General features: G+C 50.8%; 17 protein-coding genes and 1 pseudogene. 3 read left to right on the plus strand and 15 right to left on the minus strand.

The window, feature by feature from the left end; genetic code table 11:
- Positions 1-84: 84 nt before the first annotated feature.
- Positions 85-585, plus strand: a complete 501-nt coding sequence (locus BGK68_RS02450) for a GNAT family N-acetyltransferase (protein ID WP_075255778.1) — start codon at positions 85-87, stop codon at positions 583-585.
- Between the two features lie 399 nt (positions 586-984).
- The gene (locus tag BGK68_RS02460) at positions 985-1,611 is read left to right on the plus strand and encodes an LbetaH domain-containing protein (RefSeq protein ID WP_075255780.1); all 627 of its coding nucleotides are present in this window, start codon (positions 985-987) and stop codon (positions 1,609-1,611) included.
- A gap of 551 nt (positions 1,612-2,162) precedes the next feature.
- Here the strand turns inward: BGK68_RS02460 and BGK68_RS02465 are convergent.
- The 11 genes from BGK68_RS02465 to BGK68_RS02520 all read right to left on the minus strand — a co-directional run bounded on the left by BGK68_RS02465 (position 2,163) and on the right by BGK68_RS02520 (position 12,147).
- Positions 2,163-2,417 carry a prevent-host-death protein gene (locus tag BGK68_RS02465; RefSeq protein ID WP_075255781.1) on the minus strand — a complete coding sequence of 85 codons (255 nt, stop codon included), beginning with the start codon at positions 2,415-2,417 and terminating at the stop codon, positions 2,163-2,165.
- 350 nt (positions 2,418-2,767) lie between these two features.
- On the minus strand, positions 2,768-3,346 hold the full coding sequence (locus BGK68_RS02470) for a GNAT family N-acetyltransferase (RefSeq protein WP_083657708.1): 579 nt from the start codon (positions 3,344-3,346) through the stop codon (positions 2,768-2,770).
- Positions 3,347-3,414: 68 nt separating this feature from the next.
- Positions 3,415-3,972 (minus strand): hypothetical protein, encoded by a 558-nt coding sequence (locus BGK68_RS02475; RefSeq protein ID WP_075255783.1) that lies wholly within the window; start codon positions 3,970-3,972, stop codon positions 3,415-3,417.
- Positions 3,972-4,703, minus strand: coding sequence for a hypothetical protein (locus BGK68_RS02480; protein WP_075255784.1), 732 nt, complete (start codon positions 4,701-4,703; stop codon positions 3,972-3,974). Before BGK68_RS02480 ends, BGK68_RS02475 begins: the two co-directional genes overlap by 1 nt.
- Positions 4,704-4,839: 136 nt before the next feature.
- Positions 4,840-5,796 (minus strand): DNA-methyltransferase, encoded by a 957-nt coding sequence (locus tag BGK68_RS02485; protein WP_075255785.1) that lies wholly within the window; start codon positions 5,794-5,796, stop codon positions 4,840-4,842.
- Positions 5,793-6,245 (minus strand): hypothetical protein, encoded by a 453-nt coding sequence (locus tag BGK68_RS02490; RefSeq protein ID WP_075255786.1) that lies wholly within the window; start codon positions 6,243-6,245, stop codon positions 5,793-5,795. Before BGK68_RS02490 ends, BGK68_RS02485 begins: the two co-directional genes overlap by 4 nt.
- Positions 6,242-7,192, minus strand: a complete 951-nt coding sequence (locus BGK68_RS02495; RefSeq protein WP_075255787.1) for a hypothetical protein — start codon at positions 7,190-7,192, stop codon at positions 6,242-6,244. The genes BGK68_RS02490 and BGK68_RS02495 overlap by 4 nt, the downstream gene beginning before the upstream one ends.
- A complete protein-coding gene (gene dcd, locus BGK68_RS02500; protein ID WP_083657709.1) occupies positions 7,189-9,417 on the minus strand; it encodes a dCTP deaminase in 2,229 nt (742 codons plus the stop codon). Before dcd ends, BGK68_RS02495 begins: the two co-directional genes overlap by 4 nt.
- 2 nt (positions 9,418-9,419) lie before the next feature.
- Positions 9,420-9,866, minus strand: coding sequence for a hypothetical protein (locus tag BGK68_RS02510; RefSeq protein WP_143432935.1), 447 nt, complete (start codon positions 9,864-9,866; stop codon positions 9,420-9,422).
- Positions 9,867-9,883: 17 nt separating this feature from the next.
- On the minus strand, positions 9,884-10,867 hold the full coding sequence (locus BGK68_RS02515) for a hypothetical protein (RefSeq protein ID WP_143432936.1): 984 nt from the start codon (positions 10,865-10,867) through the stop codon (positions 9,884-9,886).
- A gap of 164 nt (positions 10,868-11,031) precedes the next feature.
- Positions 11,032-12,147: a DUF6765 family protein gene (locus BGK68_RS02520; RefSeq protein ID WP_075255792.1), complete on the minus strand. Its 1,116-nt coding sequence runs from the start codon at positions 12,145-12,147 to the stop codon at positions 11,032-11,034.
- Between the two features lie 441 nt (positions 12,148-12,588).
- Here BGK68_RS02520 and BGK68_RS28515 point away from each other — a divergent pair.
- Positions 12,589-12,687: pseudogene (locus tag BGK68_RS28515) on the plus strand (winged helix-turn-helix transcriptional regulator); the annotation flags it as partial.
- Positions 12,688-12,948: 261 nt separating this feature from the next.
- On the opposite strand, the gene BGK68_RS02530 reads toward BGK68_RS28515, so the two are convergent.
- The 4 genes from BGK68_RS02530 to BGK68_RS02545 all read right to left on the minus strand — a co-directional run bounded on the left by BGK68_RS02530 (position 12,949) and on the right by BGK68_RS02545 (position 22,725).
- Entirely contained in the window at positions 12,949-13,416 is a 468-nt protein-coding gene (locus tag BGK68_RS02530; protein ID WP_083657710.1) for an SMI1/KNR4 family protein, read from the minus strand.
- The gene (locus tag BGK68_RS02535) at positions 13,416-20,021 is read right to left on the minus strand and encodes a two-partner secretion domain-containing protein (RefSeq protein ID WP_075255793.1); all 6,606 of its coding nucleotides are present in this window, start codon (positions 20,019-20,021) and stop codon (positions 13,416-13,418) included. Before BGK68_RS02535 ends, BGK68_RS02530 begins: the two co-directional genes overlap by 1 nt.
- A gap of 69 nt (positions 20,022-20,090) precedes the next feature.
- Complete coding sequence (locus tag BGK68_RS02540; protein WP_075255794.1) at positions 20,091-20,948, minus strand: peptidylprolyl isomerase; 858 nt, start codon at positions 20,946-20,948, stop codon at positions 20,091-20,093.
- Between the two features lie 46 nt (positions 20,949-20,994).
- Positions 20,995-22,725, minus strand: a complete 1,731-nt coding sequence (locus BGK68_RS02545) for a ShlB/FhaC/HecB family hemolysin secretion/activation protein (protein WP_075259654.1) — start codon at positions 22,723-22,725, stop codon at positions 20,995-20,997.
- Positions 22,726-22,745: the final 20 nt, after the last annotated feature.

Below are 22,745 nucleotides of genomic sequence, written 5' to 3' on the forward strand. Positions count from 1 at the left end.
TCTGTTGCCGGCCAGAAGCAGCCTCTTTCTACTGATGTTGGTCATCGGGGAATGCCTTGACTACGCAGCCGCAAAGGTCTCAACATGATCAAGATAAGACGTGCCCAACCTGGAGACGCGACGACGCTATACCGCGCCGAGTGCACGACGAGCCGGACGCCTGGCTTGCTTGTCTCTGATCCCGAGGAGCTTTCCGAAAGCTCCTTCTACGAAAAGATCCTTTGGCTGGGAGAAGCCGGAATTTATGTCGTCGCCGAAGTCGACGGGGCTCCTGCCGGGCACGCCTTGCTTGAGCCTGGCGCTATGCGTGCCACGGCGCATGTATTTTCGCTAACCATCGTCGTTCACCCGGGAAATACGGGCCGCGGCATTGGCACTGCGCTTATGGAGTTTCTGCTTGCTTGGGCTGCCGATAATCATGTGGTCGAAAAGATCGAGCTACGCGTCAGGGAGGGAAATCTGGTGGCGAAACGACTGTATGATCGCTTCGGTTTTGTGGAAGAGGGCAGATTTTCGAAGAGGATAAGACTTCCCGACGGGTCCTACCTTGCCGACATTTCAATGGCAAAGTTCCTGACCACGTGACGGCCTCAAGCGACCATGAGCAGCCCATATAATTGTTGTCCACCGCCCATCATGTACGAACAAGTTCACAGCATCAGATGCTCGACGAACATATAGTGCGCTCAATAATCGATATGTTTATCTTCCTGGAATTTACGGACGATTCGCATATGAATGGAGACACGGCGATTTCTCAAATGGAAGCGCTTGCGATCCAACTACAACGGGCGTCGGAGCCAACTCAGCTAAACCTTGCTACTCAAATCCGGGACCTCGCATCTAGTTACGGGGAACGTTCGGATTTTGTGCGAGAGTTACCGCAGTTGATTGGCCTTGAATGAATGGCGACCGATGTCCGTAAGCGTCCGGAAGCAGTCTGTCTAAGATGAGAAAACGGTCTGTTTTAAGTTTTCTAAACCCATGCAAATCATGCACTTATCTCAATTTATCTCTGCGATAGAAGACACCCCTCTTTCCAGCTGGAAGAACCTCACCCCGTGGCGGCTTACCGGCCAAAGCGAATCTATCGTCAGGATGATGATGGAGGATCTCGACCGGTTTCAATTCAACATTGAGAACGAAGTAGCCGTTCATGTAACGGCTACCGTTGAAAAAGGCGTAATCCTGAAAGGGCCAGCCATAATCGGCCCAGGCGTCTTCGTCGGAGCCCATGCCTATATCCGTGGTGGGAACTGGATTGATGAACGCTGCAGTATTGGGCCCGGGTGTGAGCTCAAGTCATCCTTCGTTTTCGCAGAATCCAGATTGGCGCATTTCAATTTCGTCGGAGACTCGATTATCGGACGCGATGTCAATCTCGAGGCGGGCAGCATAATATGCAATCATCGCAATGAACGGGTCCACAAAACTATCTCTGTACGCGCCGATGGTATTCTGCTCAATACTGGCATTGAGAAGTTTGGCGCCCTGGTCGGAGACCATAGCCGCCTTGGGGCAAATTCTGTAATTGCGCCTGGCACACTGATTCAGCCGAGCACTGTCATTGAACGAGGTGCTTTGCGGGACGATGATTCCACTGAAATTTAAGTGTTGACGCTTGTTATCGGCCAACGACAAACATCGGTCAACTAAAAAACACCTGCGCAGCGGTGCGCATAGGAGGATGCCATATGCCATATGAACTTAGGTTTTTTGGAATGGAGCATTACTCCGAAGCTCGGCGACTATGGAGTGAATGTGATGGAGTCGCCTTGAGCGACGCAGATTGAGGCGGGAACGATAAAGCTGCCGCGCCTTGAAACGATATGTTTGCCACCACCCAAGCGCCACCGCCTTCGCAGCACTGAATGTCCTCACACTACATCGCGCTCTGCACCCATCAAAGCTAAAGTCAAGGAACCGTAACTTTGCCACGTTCAGAAAGTTGATGCATAACCTTGCCGTTACCCGCTCACTCAGTCTGAGTGCCCATCCCAGCCAGCCGAAGCAGCCCTCTAGCCCTCCAAGATCACCGCAAAAATGCGAAAGCAGGCCCTTTCCGACACGGATTAGGTGCCCGAGAGACTAGGCCGACAAATTTTTGATGTGAGATAGGGAAGCCGACAGATGTCGGCCTTTCTGCATTCAGCCCAGCATGGTCAGCTGAAATCTGCTGGTCGGAGAGTTATATTGATGCGTGGAATTTCAAATTCGATATCAGCCTGTTCAGGCATAGCTAGGCTATGCGCAATGTTGCCCTTGCGTGCGAGTAAGCGCTGATAATCGACGTAACTGAGTAAGACATGCGTGTCTATGCTGCAGTCCGTAATATAGACAGGACCGTTTTCAGTCGCACTACATGCCTTATGTACATCCAGCGCAAACTCTTGCATAGGTAAGGAAGTAATCGCCATAGCAAGCTCCTTTTTGGGCCGACTTTCGCGGCGCGTCAGATCGCCAATGGATTCCGCATTCCCCAAAAAACGACAATACTCTCGGGAGAATACTTTCGCAGAGGCCGCACCGAGGACTTACGATTTTATGGTAGCGGAGATCGCACGAAAACACTACGCTCCCCGTAAAAGCTCACCTTTTGGTGACGCCTCACTCCGCGACTGCCACTACGGCGTAGTATAAAGTCTGAGTGCTGCGCCGCCTATTGCCAAGTCCGTTGCCGTTAAGCTCTTGCAGGTATTAACGGTGTTCATCTGAAGGTGGACTAGCAAACCAACCTGAGGATGAAATAGCCGGCTAAGTCGCCCGTCTATTTTTTCTGGAAATTTAACTCAAACTCCTCGATACTCCGAAGGTGCTGCTGATCGGCCTCGGTTAATTGTGGTACTCGATACGAGAATTTGTATTTAGGATTGTATGCCCCCGTAAACATCTCAACGGTTCCTTCCTCTCTGTCCCCGAGTGCCCGAAAGCCGTTCGCCAAATGCCAATCCACTGCCTCTGGTGCTGCGAAAGAATGGAAATCCGCACCGCCAAGTCTCGCCTCCGCAAATAGCCGCCGAGCGACACCTCGGCGACGGTAGCTATTTCCCACCCATATAGACTCCAGTCGCCGAATCGTTCTGTCGGATGTCTTGGTGGTCACAATCATTCCTACAGGGCTTCCCGCTTCGGTTTCAGCCATGTACATCCTGGACTCACCTGCTGCCAACATGGACTGTGCCTGAAGCATCTGCCGAAACCGCTGCTCTGCACTCCAACCAAAGGCCTTGGCCATCTCAACGCCATAGAATCCTGCTAAGAATGCCTGTGCAAACATGTTCTGCTGAAACTGACGAACTACTTTAATTTGGATTGATAGTTCTCTGTTTTCCAACGGCATATTCATGCATCTTCCCCAGTAATAAACGACTATATTTTTTAGCTAATATCCATCTCAATTGTAGAAGAGTGACTTCAATTCCGAAGTGAAACCGGATAGTAACCATATCTATTCGGCTTCAAATGTTTATCAAGCTTCACGCACAGACTCTGACCACAATACATGTAGTCGATTCTGCTTAAAATCTGGTAGTTCTGTATTTGCTCAATGAGCAAATCTCGCTCCTGCCGTTTCTGCTGAATCGCATCAAGGCTTTGAACGTAAAACACCGCGCTTGCAAAGATTACTGCACCGAATAACGCCAACCCTGCAATCGCAAAAAGCATGACCTGTTTCGGTCCAGCCTGAATTGATTTCTCATAAGCTTTTGCCGCCTTAATAGCAGTCAGGTTTGCAGCAGAAAATTTTTCTACAATTTTGTCTGCAGCATTATTTGCAGCAGCCTGCATTTGTTGCTCGACTTTTTCTGAAACCTTTCTCGGCAAATCTCTAGTTTCGGCCTCAAGTGCTCTTAACGTGGTTCTCAGTTTCGCCAGCAGTGCATCTGCAGTTTCTTGATTGTGAACTGCGGCTTCGATTACGGAGGTAGCTGCTTGCAAAACATCGTCCGCGTCTAGATTCTTCTTAGCCATTATCTTGGCCCATATTGGATTTCATGTTCGTATTCTTTCTTTTTCTCCTGCAGCTGTAATCGTTCGAACTCCTGTCGCCGCAATTCTGATGCGTGGCTCGCTCTCCCCCTGACAAGGTCATGATATTTATCAAGATGCAAATCCAGTTCATGAAAATGCTCCACTGCCACATAGCGAAGTTCCCCGCATTCGCTCATAAAAACGATCATGGCACCAGAGCCGGTAGATTGTTTCTTGCTAGTGAGAATCAGAAGATTTAGATATTGCTTGAATAGTGCAGAACGCGAAGGACCGTCGCTACTCAATTCATCCGCAAAGTTCGAAATCATCTCTTGAAAAGTCGGCCCTACTAAATGAGATCTATGTTCGAAATCGAGATAAGGGCAAATTGTGAAATCCAATTTGCTCACTGAATGCGAAGATTCAATGTACCAATGCACCTGACGTGACAATTCAGCCAAGGGCTTCCACTGCTTATTACCCAGGATGGCCTCTAACGCACGCCTCTTGGACGCCTCCTTCTGACTACTATTCTCTGCGCGCTTAAACTCGAGAATCCGCATCGCACGGCTACCCTGCAAAAGAGCGTCCCCCAGCATCGGATCCAGCGGTGTTTGCTGAAGCAGGTTTATTGAGACCGGCGGTTGAATGTTAGTTCTTGCACGCGCCCCCAGCGCCATACCCAGTCCAAAAAGAAAGTTTCCGATGACGACGTTCTCATAGATGCTCAACTCCGCTCCTGTTCAAATTCACTTACATGGGATGCTTAGACGCAACTATCCATCCAGCCCTAAACGGACAAGCACTTTCAAAAATGAAGGGGGATATCTGCTAGCAGACGCAGCAAAAAATAGCGGCTGCGCCGGCTTATTCCATTACACCAACGGCACGCTCCGCCTTTCTCCTTCTCGGAGCAGGCGAGGTTGCAACAGGCTCTGGAAACTGCATTTGGTGCGATACGGCCTGGTTGATCCGGGTCTCCGCAAGCAGGACATTCTTAGTAATCAGCTCAATGCCAACGAACGACCTATCTAACTCTTTACACGCGACACCGACAGATCCCGAGCCTGCAAAAGGATCAAGAACAAGGTCTCCCGGGCGTGTGCTCGCCATTAGGCACGGTTTCACGAGCTCCAACGGGAAGGGTGCGGCATGTCCCGAGATGCCTGTATTCACGGAAGCGGCCCATACACTTCTACTAGGACGCAGCCGCTGTGAGTCATACTGTTTTAGCGCGTTCCAATCGAAGAAGTACTTTGCAGATTTACTAAGCAAAAATATATGCTCATGGCTCTGATGTGGGCGATCCTTTACCGACTCCGGTATCGGATTGAGTTTGTGCCAGATACTTTCAGAGCGCAAATACCAGCCATCAGCCTGTAAGCGAAATGCGACTCGCCATGGCAAGCCAAGCAAATCCTTAGGCTTTAGGCCTTTCGGTGTTTTCGGACGCGTTGTCATTTCTCGATGCACATGCAATCTGTCAGCATCTCGATATCGCCGGTTTCCAGAAGTGTATGAATCGCCAATGACGAGCCAAACCACCCCGTCATCGCAAAGCACTTCTTTTACGGCATTGAAAACGGCACTGACGGCATCTAGGTATTCGTCAATCGTAGCTTCTGCGCCGATTTCACTTTCTGCCCCGTAAGACCTAAGTCCCCAATATGGTGGTGATGTGACGACAGACTGTACAGACTTTGGTAGCAACTCCTGGACGAGGTCGCGGGCATCCCCCGCGAACACGGTATAGGACAATTCAGAGAGGGATTCCGAGGTAAGTGCTTTGGCGACCTTACTTTTCTTCGTTCGTATTTGAGTCACTGAAACGCCGCTTCGAATGACCGAACGAGATCTATGACACTTTGCTTGAAGGTGTGATCCGAGGACTCTCGAGCATAGACAATCAAACAAGACAATACTTCTTTAAAGTCCCGATTAGCTCTCTCAACTTGAAAAGTCCCAGATCTCGTTCGTTTTAACGCCAGCCCGATAGCTCTAGTTGTACTAACCAACTCCTGTGCCATCTGCGAATTGAAAGAACTCTTGAATTCTTGCGCTAACGCACCTGCCCGCTTAGAGAGCTCGTACAGAATCGACGCTGCGGAGACATCGTCATGCACACTGGTAGCTGCAGCGAAAACGCTATCGGCCAATTGAACAAAATTACTTTGAAGCGCGGACAATGCCGGGCTCATAAAAACCTGGGGGAAATTTGCCGAGGAAGGGGTATTGAAGAACCATTCCAACGAGCTCTGCTTTGTCGTTTTCATTGCTTCTCACCTCCCTCATCAAGTCCTTGCGTATGTTTGCCTATTGTATCTTGCTGGCCCTGATTTTGCGTATCCGCTAAAGGATTTTCTCTCTGTCCGCTACTGCTATCAGCTCCAGCAGATGATTTTGGGGATTTTTGTTGCAATAATTGCAACATTTCATCCAGAGCAACATCCGGATCTTGCGAATTTACGCCTGACGTGGATCTTGATCCAGCCTCGGCAGCTCCCACTGACTCACTAACCTTACTCAGGGCAGTTAAAACATGCTCCAACGTCCGCGCTCCTAGTAATTTGCTAATGCGTAAAGCCATTGCTAAATTTTTTGCGCGCGGGCTCTTCCAATCTTTATTTGCATATAAGAGTTCCATATCCGTCTTTAGCTTCTCCAGAACGTCCTTGGAATGCACTTCCGTAGCTGTGATAGCAATCAATACAAGATCCGGATAAAAGAGATCTGGACTTATTGTGTCAAGAAGCTTCGAAACCTCGAGTACAGCTGCGGCACTACGCGCTTTATCGATTTGAAAGTCTAGATATTGATTTAAAACATTGATAATCTGCGCAGGTCCGACATCGACCTTTGATTGTCCTTCCTTGTTCCCCACCGCAAATAGGCTACTGCGCAGGACAAACATGGCACCGACCGATACTCCCACGATTTTGATAATTGCCTCGCCAGGATGGCTGCCGTAGAGTTCAATCAGCTTTGTCTGCTCCAATGATTCCGAAACAAACAGCCCTATTGCGGCAGCCGCACCATTAATTAGATAGTAAATAGCTTGGGGAATCCCCCAAAGAATCCAAGAGGGTTTATTGCCTGAACCGTAGCGGCTCAATAACTCCACAACAGCCACGGCAATCCCAACTATTGCTGCCACCACATAGCAGAAAATCACAATCCGCTCCCCATATATCGCTTTTATTAGTAGGTTCAAACAAGTCATGGATTAATTTTGAATTTCTGACTAGCTTCTTGAAATGCTGCGATCTCCCAGTCACTGAACTGCTGTGTTTTGTTGTGACTCAACATCCCCCGATATTTAGTACCAGACATCCTCCCATACGGCGTTCGTGGTGCTCTCATCAGTTTGAAGAAACGCAGCTGCGCAATTCGCATTCCAGGATAAAGTTTGATTGGAAAATTTCCACAATTCGCGATCTCTAAGGTCAAGCACCCATCAAATCCAGCTTCTACCAAATTGGCGGTCATATGAATCTGTAGCCCTAATCTGGCAAAGCTTGAGCGCCCCTCAATTTGAGCAGCAACGTCAGGAGGCAGCTTAATGTATTCCAAGGTGTGCGCCAAAATGAACTGCCCCGGCCCAATAGAAATACTTTTAAGGAAATCAACGTCCATTTCCATCGAATCTGCATCTGAGAGATCACCGTCCAGACTCTCGCTAGTTCTACTGTAGTTCAGTGGATCAACCTGTCCATGTACGTTTGAGAAAAATATTTCGAAGTTATGGCCCAAACGTAGATCGATGACACTACCTGACACTTGGCGGTCCGCATCAATCAGAGGAATCACACGAAGCACCCGCTTCTCCAGCAGTGCATTGATCTGAATATCAGGTAACAAGCCAACAAAATCAGTTGATCTAACTTCGTCGACTTTATCGTCGCTACCACCATCCAACGATACCGAGCCAAGGCTTTTAGATGATGCGGCATCTTGCTTAGCACGCTCATCGAGTATCTTGAACCACTCCGCCATCTGCAATGATCGCTTTAGACTTTCATCTGCACGATCAACCTTTGCTCTAAGTTGCCGAATGAGATCGCTAAAGTCGACCATTTTTTCAAACCAAGGAGCAATAGTCTCCAAGAAATCTTTACGATAGGTCGAACTTCGATGCATCCAACCCGCCAATAAGATTTCCGCTGGGTTAGCTGCTTGCTGAGTCCTAATGTCACTCGATGAAATAGCAGGTATGGGAAGCCCCTTACCAATATCGTCCACGAGGTGATTAAGCGCCTCGGAAGAAACATTTGCAGTAGAGGGCCAATTTTCCCGTGGAAACTGACGCCGGATGAAATCTCGAAAAATATGCAGAAGTTCGAATAACTCACTCCTGGATCTCTCATCGACGTCAAAAATTGTGTAGAAGATGTCTTTCTCACGCGACATATGTGCGCATATATTCGCGCGCGCGGCATCATCTTCTAGCTGCAACCGCGCCTCCGAAAGCGACATTAGTAAACGCAACCGAAACCAAGCGGGCGGGTAAAGGCTGCCTTGTTCCCGTGTAGAGAGATAATTTCGGGGGCTTCCAAACAGGAATGCATGGAACTGCGCAAAGTATGCGGAAGGACCCGCGTTCACGACGGCATACGCATCGCACCAGCATTCATACAACCATGATCTCAGTTCATGATCAATCGTACCGCCGTCAGCATCAACGGACGAACTTTCAATACACTTTCTGGCGGCCACTAATTGAACACCGTCGCGATCCGCGCAAAAATCCGTCCACACTTTCTCTTCGTCCAGCCGAAAATGCCCGATTTCATGCAAGAGCGATGGCCAACGACATGGGTTCCCCAAATCTACCCGCGGCAGTGAAACATAGTTGAAATCTTTTCTTCTAGGCGCAGACTTCTTATTAATGAAGTCTTCGGCCTTGTCTCCAATATCCTCATTGGCCAGCATGAATTGCCTAACCTCTCTCCCTCTCTCAATGGTCTCCTCAAGCACGGAGGCATCTAATACTCCACGATTCAGCCAATGAGCTTGGTCGCCCAATGTCTCGCTAGCGAAAATGTCAGGTATGGTGATCTCTTCGTCGGAATCTGGTTCAAGATGACTGAATAGGATTTGACGAAGATAACTAATGATTTCAATGGGCTCATGCGGCCTTGGCACCGCCACCAAAAATCGCGTGTGAATCTCTGCAAGACTCTCTAGATCATTAATGAGATTCGCAATCCTATGCTCGGGAGCTGGAACGTCTCTATATCGTTTGAGCGACTCATTGATATGCCGCTCAAGAAGCTTCTGTACTTCTCGAGAAATTCTGACTTGAGCGGTTCTACGCGCACCAGGGCGAGATACCACCTTACAAGAACGATCAACGTGGCTGTGAAGTCGAATTGCACGCTCAATTACCTCGAAAAGCAAGACCGATGCACGCTGCTCATCATTCATTTTTTCAGAAATATCAATCATGATCACCCTGGAAACGTATAGGTCTTCTTAGGCATGGCTGCATCGCCATCATCGTGAAACCCATATGTCTCAATTCTCAAAGCGATGGCATTCTCTACACAGTAGCGATTAAGGCGCGCCACAATCTCCGCCGGTTTATCTTTTGCAGTACATTCCAACTGCTTGGATATTTGGAACAACAGCGAAGCCATAGAATCTGCCGCCCCGAAGTCTATGCTCAACTTGAGTATCAATTCTTTCTCATTTAGGGAAGATGATTCGCGGAGTGTCTTTAACGCCGAATCGAGAAAAATTGCTGTATTCGAATACTCCAACCAGCACTTCCGTAAATCAAGAACGATGTTCTCTACCGCAGGACTTACGTCCGCCTCAATTCTGTTCGCCAATTGTGATGCCGAACCGTATTCATCTAGATCAACCAATCCCAACTCATGAGCTGCGATTGACATTCTTATGCTCGCGTTTGTCATATTTGATATTCCAGCTCTCCAGAAAACATCATCAAAGATCCCGCATTTGTGGCGATTCCATACTTGCGAATATCTGCGTGGCTAGAGCTCTCCATGGATGTCAAATGCCACACGCTATCGGCGTCCTTAAGTGCCAGACGCATTCCACAATTTTTTGCGCCATCAACAATCAGCATTAGGCCTAACCCGAAATTCACGCCATTCCCTGACTTTGTCGAATTCCCCGGTTGCATGGCCCAGTGAAGGATGTCAGAAAATCCCCCTTTGACTTTTAATCTTAAGAGCTGGGGATTCTCACCAGAGGCATCTGCTTGAATAAATTGACGGATGCTTTTACCAATGCCCTGCCCTGTGTCACAGTACGAAAACTGCAACGACCCTTGCCCGCTGCGCTCCGATACCGTCAATGCAAGATATGCAGTCTTTCCGGAGTGATCGAGCGTATTTTTTACCATCTCGAGAAAGATGATCATCAACTGTTCTTGAGCAAAAATCCGCCCCTCATTTCGCTGGAAGAAGTTCTTTATCTTACTTTTTGCCTGAGCGATCGTAGCGCCGCGCCCCTCGCTTGGCCTAATCACGATGCATAAGTCCCTCTCCCCGCTAGAAGCGTCATCCCTCATTCGGCCATCCGTCATCGCCGCCAAGTCGAGATCGAAGAGATCTCGCTCCTTCTTCGGCTTGAGGTTTAGCTCGCCAATCAACGAAAGTAAATCAATCTGCTGTAAGCGATCTCTTATGTCCTGCTTGTCAGGTAGCGTCATGAAATAGGTGACCTCTTCAGCCTTCTCAATAAATTGAGATACTCGCGCGAGGTAAATTGACAAACCAATCGAGTCTAGTTTGTGGACTTGAGACAGGTCCAAATGCAGATGTATAGATCGACCTCGAGGGCTTTTCCCGAGGTCTGCCAGCAAGGGAACCAATCCCCGCAATTCTGGCCATGCTTTAATTTGATGAGGTTTTGCAGAAGTAGTCATACCGCTCGGCATCAATCATTCGGTCAGTCAGGCGCTATCCAATCGTCTGCCAGTGACTTGCCGCCGAATATATTTTTTGGGATTCGTTGAACGCAGGATAGCGATTTCTCTTTTCTATTAGCACAGCCGGCCAAAAATCCAAGGCCTAATAATTGCCCTTCACATTAGGCGGCAATCAATCCGAATCTAGGTAATAAATCGCTAAGAATATAGAGACGATGCACCTGTAAAGCATCGTGGAATTTCTTCCAATTGCTGGTGCTGAAACCTTCAGTGAAGGTGTAGGGATTCTCATCGCGATCGCTTGCAGTCGTGGCAAGAGCAGCGTATTTCCATGATCCACCCCCCTTTGGAACATAGCCCACGGAATCTGCAAAGGAAAATTCTCCCGACGCTATTTTTTTCAGCCGCCTTGCGTGACGTACTTCGGCGTTTTCATCATCAATTTCTTCGATGCTCTTTCTAACTGAATGAAAAGCATCCGGAAGGAGATAATTATTGTCGAGGGCGCCATCACCCTCCGTACGGTAGTCCAAATATCGCCGAAACATCGCATAAAGGTTCTCAGCCGCCGCATTGAAGTCTTGAGGATTGTTTCGTTCAATACGATCTCCGAGCCCGTTCGTGTATGTCCATCGCAGATAGGGGCGATCTGGATAGCTCAGTGCAGCGCCGTGACCTAGTGACAATACCCCTCCCACAAGTTCACTTTTGGCTGAATCCCAATTCTCTCGGAAAAATTCTTTAACTTGCTCACGGAAGCCCATACGATGCTTTTCATCGTTGGCGACAATATCCTTTACTACATTAACGTCATGTTGGAAGCCAACGAAACCTTGGTGCGCCCAAGTATCGAAGTAAACGTGACTAGCAATTCCCAAACGATGAAGGGCATAGGGGCGATCTTGTTGACGAATGACATCAAACATCATTCGACGAGCGACATGGCTATCTGGCCGGCAAGTGCATCGTCGTATAAATTCGTCGGCACTATGTACAGGCGGATTTTCGCTCTCCGTCTCGCCAGCATTTCCAGGTAAGAAATGGAAAGGTAGCCATACACGATGAGCAGCCAAGTCACTCATGTTTCGATAATCCAGCATCTTATGCGCAGATGCTATGCGACTATAGATGGCCCCGTTGTCAAAATTGATCTCGCCACCGTTGGTGGCATCATCTACGTACTGCGCACTATAGGCGATGATCTCAGCCTCTTCACCACCAAAGCCGGCCAACCGTGCACAGATATACGTAACCCCATGATGAAAATCTATTTGCACCTTGTACCCCCGTACCTGATGGATTTTTTTATAGGGGGAACATTAATTGATTTGATTCAGTCCGGCAATGTCTCAACACATAAAAATTACGCCGACCCCGTAATTTCCTGAAAGCAATATTTCGCCATCTTTCCTAGCAAAATCGTTTCTGCCACATCCCAAAGACCGTTGCTGCTGCCCGCGTCGTCTATCCAGCAATAGCCACGGTCGGCATCGAGGTTTAGCTGAGATTTGGAAGCGATCGCATGGCGGTGTATTCAGATATCCTTCGTATGTGGCATGCACCGGGACCATCCAGGACCGACTTAACACATTATTTTTCTAAGCTGTTGAGTTGCATCGAAAATTGACCCATTTCCCTGGAAATTTGCATCCTAAGTTGACCCATGTTTAGACCACAATCCTGCTCATGACAGCGAGCGGGAGCACGGAGTGATAGACGTGGCCCTACTTGGAATTATTCGACGCTGGTACATCAGAGACCGCATCTCAATTCGGGAAATCGCCCGCAGGCTCGACATTTCCAGCAACACAGTTCGCCGCCACATCCGATCCGATGTCAGCGAACCTGCTTATCCAGCAAGGCGTTCGCCAAGCTCGCTCGATGACTTCACCGCCAGGCTCTCCGCTTGGCTCAGCGCAGACGCGGTCAAATCTCGGAAGCAAAGAAGGACCCTGCAACAGATGTTCCTGGACTTAAGAGAACTGGGATACGAGGGGTCGTATGACCAGGTGGCTGCCTTCAGCAGGCAATGGAAGGTGGGGCAACTGGAGAGGGTCAATTCTGCGAGCAAATCAACACTAACTATGGAGATTTCCCCAGTATTGAAGATGACTATCAATTCCCGAACCGAGAAATTGAGAAAAAGTCCTCCACGGGTTCGTGGGGCTTTCTTGTCCTTCAAAGAACTGCATTACCGGGGGATCGTCTTCGGTAGAAAGAAAATAATTTATTTCATATCCCTGATGCATACAAAAAACTTTTGCGCACGAGGAAAGAATCGAACTTTTCCCAAGTTCCGCCAGCAGGTCCATCGCCTCGGATTGAAGCTTTAGAACACGTGGGAAAAAGATATCTGTCCCTTTAAACAATGACCCCGCCCCTTTTCCAGCAAGCGACATGAATTCCCGATATGCACCCGGAAGCCGAAATTGGAAATGCGCTTCTAACTCTTCCATCTCTAGCTCGTTACAGCCATGTAGCTCTTCAGGAAGCAGCAATCCTTGCTTTATCAATTCATCAAATAGAACGAACACTTTGCGGTTCATTAGGGCTTTCCTGTTGTTACGTTGAGAACAATATTGGGGAATTTCTGCCGAAACTGATCAATTACTCCGCTACACGAAACGCAAACGGGTAGCTCTGAATAGAGGTTGACAACCCCTTGAGAAGCCGAGTTTAGTTTAGTCGCAAGATAAGACAATATCTTATATTCAGAATCAAGAGTCCGAGAATTATTTCCGGTTTGTATTGTTTCAAATATCTGCTGAGCAGGTGCATCAACCGTTCCTGGCCGCGCCGCCTGTCCACTTACGCCGACCAACTCTCCAGTTGCACCGTCAATAGAATATTGGGCCACAGCTACGTTTCTGCCTCCGCCGATATTCAGCTCAGCACGAATTTCGGTCGCTCGATTCGCCAGATCAGGAGCTGGCCCACTGGAACCTCGAATTTCCTTCGGTGCCTGCGCAGCCTCCGAAGACGGAGTAGGTTTGGAAAGAGAGACTCCACGTAGAAGTGTGGTTATCTTCGACAGTGCGGCCCCAACCATAGCCCCTATTGCAACGGTTGCTCCGGTACTCACCGCCACACAACCAGCCGTCTCACATGTCGAGGAAGCGGACAAAACAGTGCTAATACGTTGCAATTCGTTACGCAGAGACATGAAATCGTCTCGAGCTTGCTGACATGATGTGGATTCACCACCTGTGCAGGCGGTCTGCATATCGGCCTGCGCAGTTTGATACATCTGCGTGATCTTTTCTCCCGATGTCGTCAGGCATTGCAGCGAATCACAATTCCTACTAGAGATAAGAGCTTTTTTTACAGGGTCAGAAAGCGAGTTATTGAGGGCTTCATTTACTGCACCATTGGCAGCAGCGCTTGCACTGGCGCCTAAGGCGATTGCCAATCCTCCGCCGGCTAGTGCGGACAAAGCTGCAACAGTCGCATTGTTAGCAGCGTCGTTGTAGTGCAAAGCATCAGTACCATATACTCCATCGCGGACAAAAGGTGCCACTAATGCACCTGCTATGCCGCCAACAGCCCCACCTGCACAATCGGCACCACCGAGAGCCGCTGCTGCACAACCAAGCAGTGCGTGTCCTAATAAGTTCTGGAGCGAATATGCATCCGTCACTCCCCCGATTCCGTTAGCGCCAATTGCAGCCGCATCAGCCACGACTCCATTCAAGAATGCCGTACCAAAACTTCCGCCATAGACTGCCGAGTTAATTGCAGCGCTTATGCCGCTACGAATCGCCGTGTTAGCCGTGTACGTACCCGGATGGCTCACGAAGTCTTCCCAACTTCCCTTGCTCAGCTGGGTCGCCGCACCGCTGCTTGGCGTAACAGAGCTGGCGCTATTGGAGGCGCCCTCGGTAAGTCCAGATCCAGAGGGCGTTCCAGGAGCATTGCCAAGCACGCCTGCAGTCAGACCCGCAACCACGCCAGAGACAGCACCTGATTTGAGAGCAGCCCCCAAATCCACACGTCCCGTAGTGATAACCTGGGTTGCAATACTAGAGAGCGTACCGACGATGGCCGCGTTGATACCGGCTGCAACAATAGCTGCAGCCGAACCTGCGGCAACTGCGCTACCGGTGATGGTCTGCATTACAGCCAGACCAGCCGTCCCGCCGGTCATTACGGATAGGGCTACTGCGATCGCAATTGCGATTACCTGACCAAACGCCCCCGGTCCGCTCGTGTCCTTGATGAAATCTGTATGGATATTGTCGTGAGCAGCGATCTCGGTGAAATCTCCTCCGAGTTGCTGCCTCAACGAATTGAGTAGAGCATTGGTTCCTGTCACGTCATGGGTGCCGTCTGCATTGACAACCCGGAAGGCATCCCCGATGGCAGTGATCCGATCGGCCTGGACGTTCAGGTTGACCGCCGACATGAAGCCGCCTGGTTGCAACTGCGTACCGCTGTATTCGACCCAGCCACCCTGGACCTTGTAATCCGAAACGCCAATATCGACGCTGCGCTGTTCGTTGGTCAGGCTGGCTGTTTTTACGGCAAGGTTTGTAGCCTGGATGATGCCGGTATTGGTGATGCTTTGACTAAAGCTGAGCTTGACGTCGCTGCCACTAATGACTCCTCCTGCTGTTCTCCCCACATAGTTGGGCGGGAGATACACCTGCGGCATCAGAGCAGTGATATTGCCGCACTTTGTGCTGCCGAACGAGCACGACGGATCCGGAACATTTTGTTCTGTATACCACAGCATCGGCTTATCTAATGCAGCAACCTGATCCGCGGTCAGCGGCTTTCCTAGTTGCAGATCGTGCTCGGTGGCATATTGGATCGAATTGTTATAGAGAATAGCCTTCTGCTGATCGTCAATGCTCAAACTACTCGTTGAATTCCATGCCACGCCTTTGACGAAAGTACCACTTCCAGTTTGGGTAATAGCCGCTTGGCGGATTAGATTACTTTCCGTGGAAGCGTCGTAGTAGAACAAATTGGTGCCCGGGCGCAGATTCGAGGGCAAATTCGAAACCAGTAAGCTGGGACCGAATGAGGCCAATAGATCACCGCCTGCCACGGCGTAGACCGGTGCTCTCGGGTCAGGTGCTCCACCAGAATCAGTCACGCCGCCAGTTGGTCCGATGGCGATTAACTGCGGAGCCACTGTGGATGTTGCAGTAGGTTGACGAGAATCAGTGATGCCATTGACCAATGTTGAACCGGAGAGAGAAACATCTGTTCCGTATAGATTTCCGGTGTTCAGAACATTGCCATTAGACACTAAGGTAAGCACGCTGCCGGCTTGAATACCTGCAACCTGAATGCCGTCGGCAATTACCCCGTTTGTGTAGTGCTCCTTGTCGCTACAGAACCAGCAGGTCTCCTCTGTCCAATGCCCTTGCCAATACGTGTTCAAGGACACTGCGGCGTTGACCACAGAATTGCTGATGTTGATCTTGGCGTCGGCACCTGCCGTAATCAGGCTGCCAGTATTAACTAGATGATCACCATCGATATTGACGTTTCGGGCCCCACTTATAACAGCAGCGGCACTGGCTTGGTTTTGCTTATCGACGTTGCATTCGCTGCCTTTGTACGTTCCTCCGCCATTACATCCAGCTGCAAATTCAGGATTGACGTTGCCATAACTAACATGAGTAACAACAGGACTGACGACACGATTGATGATGCTGGCGGCCGCGATGTTGACATCGCCACCGCTGGAAAGAATCGATCCCGCAAGGTTATCAACACTGCCAGCACTCAAATTGACATTGCCGCGTGCTGAGAGAGTGCCGAAATCATTGGCTATAGTTCGCGCCGTAACGGTTAAGCTTCCGCCTGCTACTACGTTATTGGATGTCTGTTGGTAGGCAAAAGTATCAACATGCGCGTTGTTCTCGCGGCATGTGATGCTGGGCAAGCATCCAGGTCTTGTCGTGAAAGACGATTGATAGGTCCCTTGATTGATAAAGTTGCCCGGCAACGCGATATTGATGTTATTGCCCGCGACCAGGTCGCCGGCATTGATCAGATTACCTCGACCGTTCAGAGAGACATTTGTACCTGCAGCTAGCACTCCTCGTGTTCCCAGTACTCTGGTCTCCACCACACTGGACGGAGGAGAGTAGCTATCAGCCGCGACATAGCCAACTAGAAGAGAAAAATATGGCTGGTTGGTTCTTGCAAACTCTGTCAATGAGGCAAGATTGACGGTGTCACCGGTGCGCGAGGTAATGACCGTATCGGAAGAACCATTTTGTAGATCATCCAGATTAGCCGTCAATTCCTTAGCGGCAGTAACGACACCACCGCGATTTGACAGCGATCCGGCGTTGATCAGTGCGTTGTTCCCTGCAAGTATTTTCCCTGCGGCCCCCTCTTTTTGCTGGAAGTTGATTCGATCAACCTTGGGAAGGGCATAGGTTAGAACTTTCCCCTGTTCCCCAATGACAGTGAAAGTTCCGGCGCCAGTGTCGATGCTATTGGCTTTGGCCAAAAGATCTGATAAATACGCGTCAGCTACCGTATAGGTAATGACATACGGCACATTGGGGTTGTAGTTGTACGGCACCTCAACCTTTTGCTTGCCGATTTTAGCCGTCCTGACCAATGCCACGTTGATCGCCTCTTCGCTCGTCGACGCAATCGTAATAGGTGCGGCGCGGTCATTATTAACGATGCTCGCCTGTATTGCTACATCCCCTTGCGCCGCGATGGTTCCCGCCACATTGGTTAGCGTTCCGATGCTACTGGCCGAAAAATTTCGATTGGCTTGAATGGTGCCGCCGCTGTTATCGAAGTTAGCCCCTTGCAGAGCAACGTCATTCAGTGATTCGATTGTCCCGGCATTCCGTCCCCCACCGGTCAAGACGGCGTTCCTCTCAGCATGCACCGTGGCGCCAGACAAATTGTTAGTCGAACCGTTGACCGTCAGGTCTCGGCCGGCCACGACCACGCCCGCATTCGCAATTGTTGCTCCAGATGACAATGAAAGGTCTCCGGAGGTTTGTATTACTCCCTGATTGCTTATTCCGTTAGTTCCCGAAAGCGAAACGCTGCTGCCTCCAGCTAACCAAGCGCCGCTGTTGTTGAGCGTACCAGCCCTAATCGACAGAGGCCCAGCGCTATTGAGCCGCCCGGAAAGCGCTCCCGACAGGTCCATGGTGGAATTCGTAGCATCAATACTCAGTCCATTACCGGCGGCGATCATCCCTCCAAGATTATTGAGGCTGTTGCCGCTACCGCTTATCGTCAAACTCATGTCACCTGCAGGCACAGAGTTTGCTGCGGCGTTCGGATCGCCAACGTATATTGTCCCGCCCAAATTGCTGTACAAGGAATTTGCACGGGCGACCAAAGCAGACTTGGAAAGGAGGCTGCCAAATGAGTTATCAAGTCGACCAGACAATGTTAGATCTACGGCACCTCCATAGAGAGTCCCATAGTTGCCCAAATCGCCGGCGACAACCTTTGTAGCGTTCAATCCGACCATCTGTGCTGAAGTGGCATTGACCACGGTCGGAGCAGAAATCTCTACAGTCGCGCCAGCAGTCCACTTTCCTGAATTCGCGAACAACGTTCCAGCAGAAAACTTTGCGTTTCCGGCAACCGCCCCCGACTGATCGGTTGAAACGTTTTCCACGCCGGCCGCGACCAAGTTTCCACCGACCATTGCGTTGGCTATCGCTATGTTTTTGCCAGAAATATCGATATCATTCGCAACCGTCATTTTTCCGATGGTGACGTCTGATCCCGCCGCAACGCCTGCATTTCCATAACTAGTTATACTGTTCGCTGCAACTTTTCCTGTCGCGCGGAAGCTCGTAGCTTGGTTACCATAAACGTCTCCAACGCTGAGATCGCCATTTGCGTCGATCGAAACATTCCCGCTATTGGCATTAAGCACGGCAGCCTTGACTCCAAGTCCTTCGGCCGTTGCGACAATCTTGATTTGTCCTGCATTCATCGCACCGAATGCTGTGGCATCGATCTGCACGCCCGGGATAGGACCACTAAAATTCAGCGCGGAGCCGTTCGAGGTGACGTTATAGTCGCTACCGGCCTTTCCTTGCCCTGCCACTGCTTCGGACACCAACTGCTGGCCAGAAATGACGTTGATCTGGCGTCCGGCATTGACGGATGCGTTAATCCCGACACTGCCACCGATCAAGTCGATGACGCCGGCACTTCCCTCTATCCCCGCTCCTGGCACTCCATTGGCACCAGCCAATCCTTCGATTTGGATATGACCGCCCGTTACGTTGTACGACAGCGCGGCCGCCGTATCGAAGCCACTGGCAGCACCGCCGCGTGTGGCCAGGAATTGGGGCTCACCGGTTGTCATGACCACCCGTGGCGTGTTGATGAAGCCGCAGGCGGTGCAGGTGATTCCATTCGGATTAGCGATGATCACATCAGCCTGCGCGCCGAAAACTTCGATGGTGCCGGCGATGCGACTCGGACTTCCTTGCGTGGTGACCTGGTTGATGATTTGCGACGCGGTCCGGCCGTCCAAACCAGAATTGGCGGCCACAGTGCCGCCCAGGGTTGTGCCGCCACCAATCAGGCTGTTATTGAGGATCAGGCCAATCGCGTCAACGTTGAACTGGCTGTATTGATTGAGGGATATCCCGGCAGCATTCGGCGCCGTGATATTGATGACCGGAACACCACCGCCTGGTCCTGAGCTGGTTGTGACAGTAGGCTGAAATCGTATTGGTGCGGAAGGGTCGGCAATCGGTGCAGCCAAGGCAGCACTACCGAAGCTGACATCGGGAAGCCGGTCCCGTATCGGTCCCAGTGCGACCTTTAGATATCCCGGCAGCCGCGTCTCAATGAGAGTTAGAACGGGAATCCAATTGCCATCCAGCTTTGCTTTTGCAAGCTCATCCTTCACTTCGGAGGCAAATATACCCCATGAAATGTAGCCCTCACGCGCTGCGTAAAGGTCTGCTCCGACGCCGATTTGAGCTGCCGCGCCTTTGGCATCCGTCCATATGAACTGCAGCGGACCGAACCACAACACGAACGCCAATACACAAGACATCATGCGCTGCCATAGCGGCCGCGACTTGGGCCCGGTCGCAATCGTCAAGGTCGACAGCTTGTCGACGGCAACTTTTGTCCGGGCGGAATTGTTGATGAAATCGAATGTGGATGGCGTGGCGCGTCGCATGGGGTGCTCCCAATTTCTATTTCTTCTTTGCTTACTATTTCCCGCATGCACTCGCGCATGCGTCTATTTTTATTGCTGAATCTTCGCTGATTTGGTCAGCTCTGATACCAGCTTGATCGTGGCCTGTTCAAGCGCCTTCCGCTCCATGGTTTGGCGCAGCGCAGATTTGACGTCGTCATACTGTGGCACCTGTGTCGGACGCAACTGATCGAGACGAATGATGTACTTCTCGTTATTCCAGACGACCGGAGTCTGTGTGACGCCACCCGGAACGAGCTGGGAAATAGCTTGTGCAACGGGCAAAGGTAAGTTCTGGGTCTTGCCTTCCTGAGCCGGTAATTTGAAGCTCACCCATTCCAGTTCGCCTCCTTTGGCTTTGTTGGCCGCAGTGCTGTATTGCGCAGCCAATTTTCCGAAGTCGCCACCAGCCTTGATCTGCTCCAAGACCGATTTTGCAGTGGCATCATCTTCCACCTGGATCAGGCGTGCTTTGTATTCATTGGGACCAAGGCTTGCGACGATTGCGTTGAACTGCTCCCGCACCATGTCATCGGTGATGCGCTCGGGCTTGATCGAGTCGCGCAGATAGATCTGGATGACAGCGGCATCCTTAGCGTCTTGCATGGCCTTCTTTACCTCTGGGCGATTTTCAAGAGCAGGGGTCTTTGCCGCTTGCTGCCGAAACAGCTCGCGCGCCACCAACTGGGATCTGATTGCATTACGCAACTCCGCCGAATCGGGCAGACCCGTCAGCTTGACGGTCTCCTGAACTTGAGATTCTGGGATACTCTTCCCATTCACCACTGCCACTACACCGGCGGGAAGATTGGCCTTCTGTACCGTCTGGGCAGTCGCCCACGCAGGCGCAGTCGCGAACAGGGTGCACAAAAAGATGGAAGCAACATTCTTCGCAAACTGTTTTTTCATTGTTTATTCTCCCTATATAAAAACTCGAGATATCTGATTGAAGGTTTCAGTACGACCAATTCAATGTCGCCAATAGCAAAATTTCTTTCTGGGGAAGGAAGTCAGGTTGCTGAACCGGTCGCCCCAATGTGATTTCGCTGGTCCAGGCGTGCTTTCCGGCTTGCAGTTGCATGCGCAGCCCAGCTCCGATACCGGATAGCTTTCGCGTGTGTCGCTCGGCGATCAATTCGGTCATTCCGAGGTCAAAGAAAACATAGGGTTCCACACGCACATCGCTCGCAGCCGGTGCGTTGGACCAAATGAGCTCATTTCTCGCATAGGCTCCGCGATCGCCGCTGATGCCGCTTTCACGGAAGCCTCGCACCGACGACATGCCGCCCACGAAGAGTTGCTCCGAGCCGAATAGCGCCTGCCTTGTCCACTGGGCGTTGAATTGCATCCGCATGGCGAGCTGGAGCACATCTGGAGATGGCAATGCGAATGAGAGTGCGGCATTGCCATCGACCTTCGTAAACTGGCTATGGGCTTCGCTATCCGTGATCTGAGGACTATCTTTGTTAGCGCCAAAGGCATTCAGCCCTTTTGACATCCCTACTTCAAGCGAAAGCGTGGCGGGCCGTTGCTGCGCCAGGAAGCGCCATAACGCGCTGCCGGCGACGCGTAACACGGTCAATTTCTGCGGATCAAGAAGAAGATTGTTGATGTCGCGGTCTGCCTTGCGCAGAGACAGAGTCACATCCAGCGCCGTCCTTATGGCTTGGCTACGGGACAAGACGCGATTCCACCCCCAGGTGCTGGCTACAGTCTTCCCATAGAGAAGCGCGGTATCGCTGATCAAGGTCTGATATTCAGATAGCGAGTTCGTATAGCTGAATGTGTTATAGCCAAACGGAACGGAAGCCGAGGCAACCAGCGCATTGGTTTCACGGCTACCGCTATAGTTGAACGACAGAATTTCCTGAAAGCCCAAGAGGTTGTCCGCTTCAATACCGAAGCGCGTCCGGTTCAATCCGGTTTGTTTGCTGCCGTAGTTATCGATACCGGCGCTATACCAAAGCCTGTCGCCTGGCTTATTCGTGATCCCGATCACCGAGCCTCCCGGCGTGCTGCCAGGAAGAATCTGCATTTCCGCCTTGTTGCGGCGCATGCGGTTGATCTGCTCCACCCCCTGCTCCAGGTCAGCCAGCTCGAGCGTGCTCCCAGGTGCGGTGGGAATAGCCATCTTGACGCCAATATCGGTAAGCAAGCCGCCGCTGTCGGGCGAGGCAGACGCATCGGCTGGCGAAAGCTGCTGGTCATTCAGCCTGATCGCCTCAATTTTTCCTGGAACAAAGGTGATAGCCAGTACACCAGACCGCAGATTCTGCTCACCGAGATAAGCACGGGTCGTTATCAATCCCTTATTCACAAATGCTTCCGTAAGGCGGCGCAACAGAAGATTGATACGCGCGCCACCCAAACGCTTGCCCAGGAAGGGACGTGTCACGTCATCCAACTGCGCCTGAGAAAGCACGGTGTTTCCAGTGACGTCGATGCGATCAATCTGAAACACCGGTCCCGGCTCCGGCACTTGTTCGACGTCAATAATCAAATCCGTCCCAGCAGGAGGGGCCTTGGGAATTTCGATCTGCGAAGGCGGACGCTCGGCATCTCGCTGGCGTTCACGTTCGCGCTGCTCTTGCAACAGCCGTTGAGCGGGATCCTGTTCCGGACGAATGTTCTGTGCATATACCGCTTGCACAGCAGCAAACGAGACCAATGCGATGGACATGGCCATACCCGCTTTTAGGCGCCTCT

It is taken from the genome of Herbaspirillum camelliae (genome assembly GCF_001929405.1).
Lineage (GTDB): Bacteria > Pseudomonadota > Gammaproteobacteria > Burkholderiales > Burkholderiaceae_D > Herbaspirillum > Herbaspirillum seropedicae.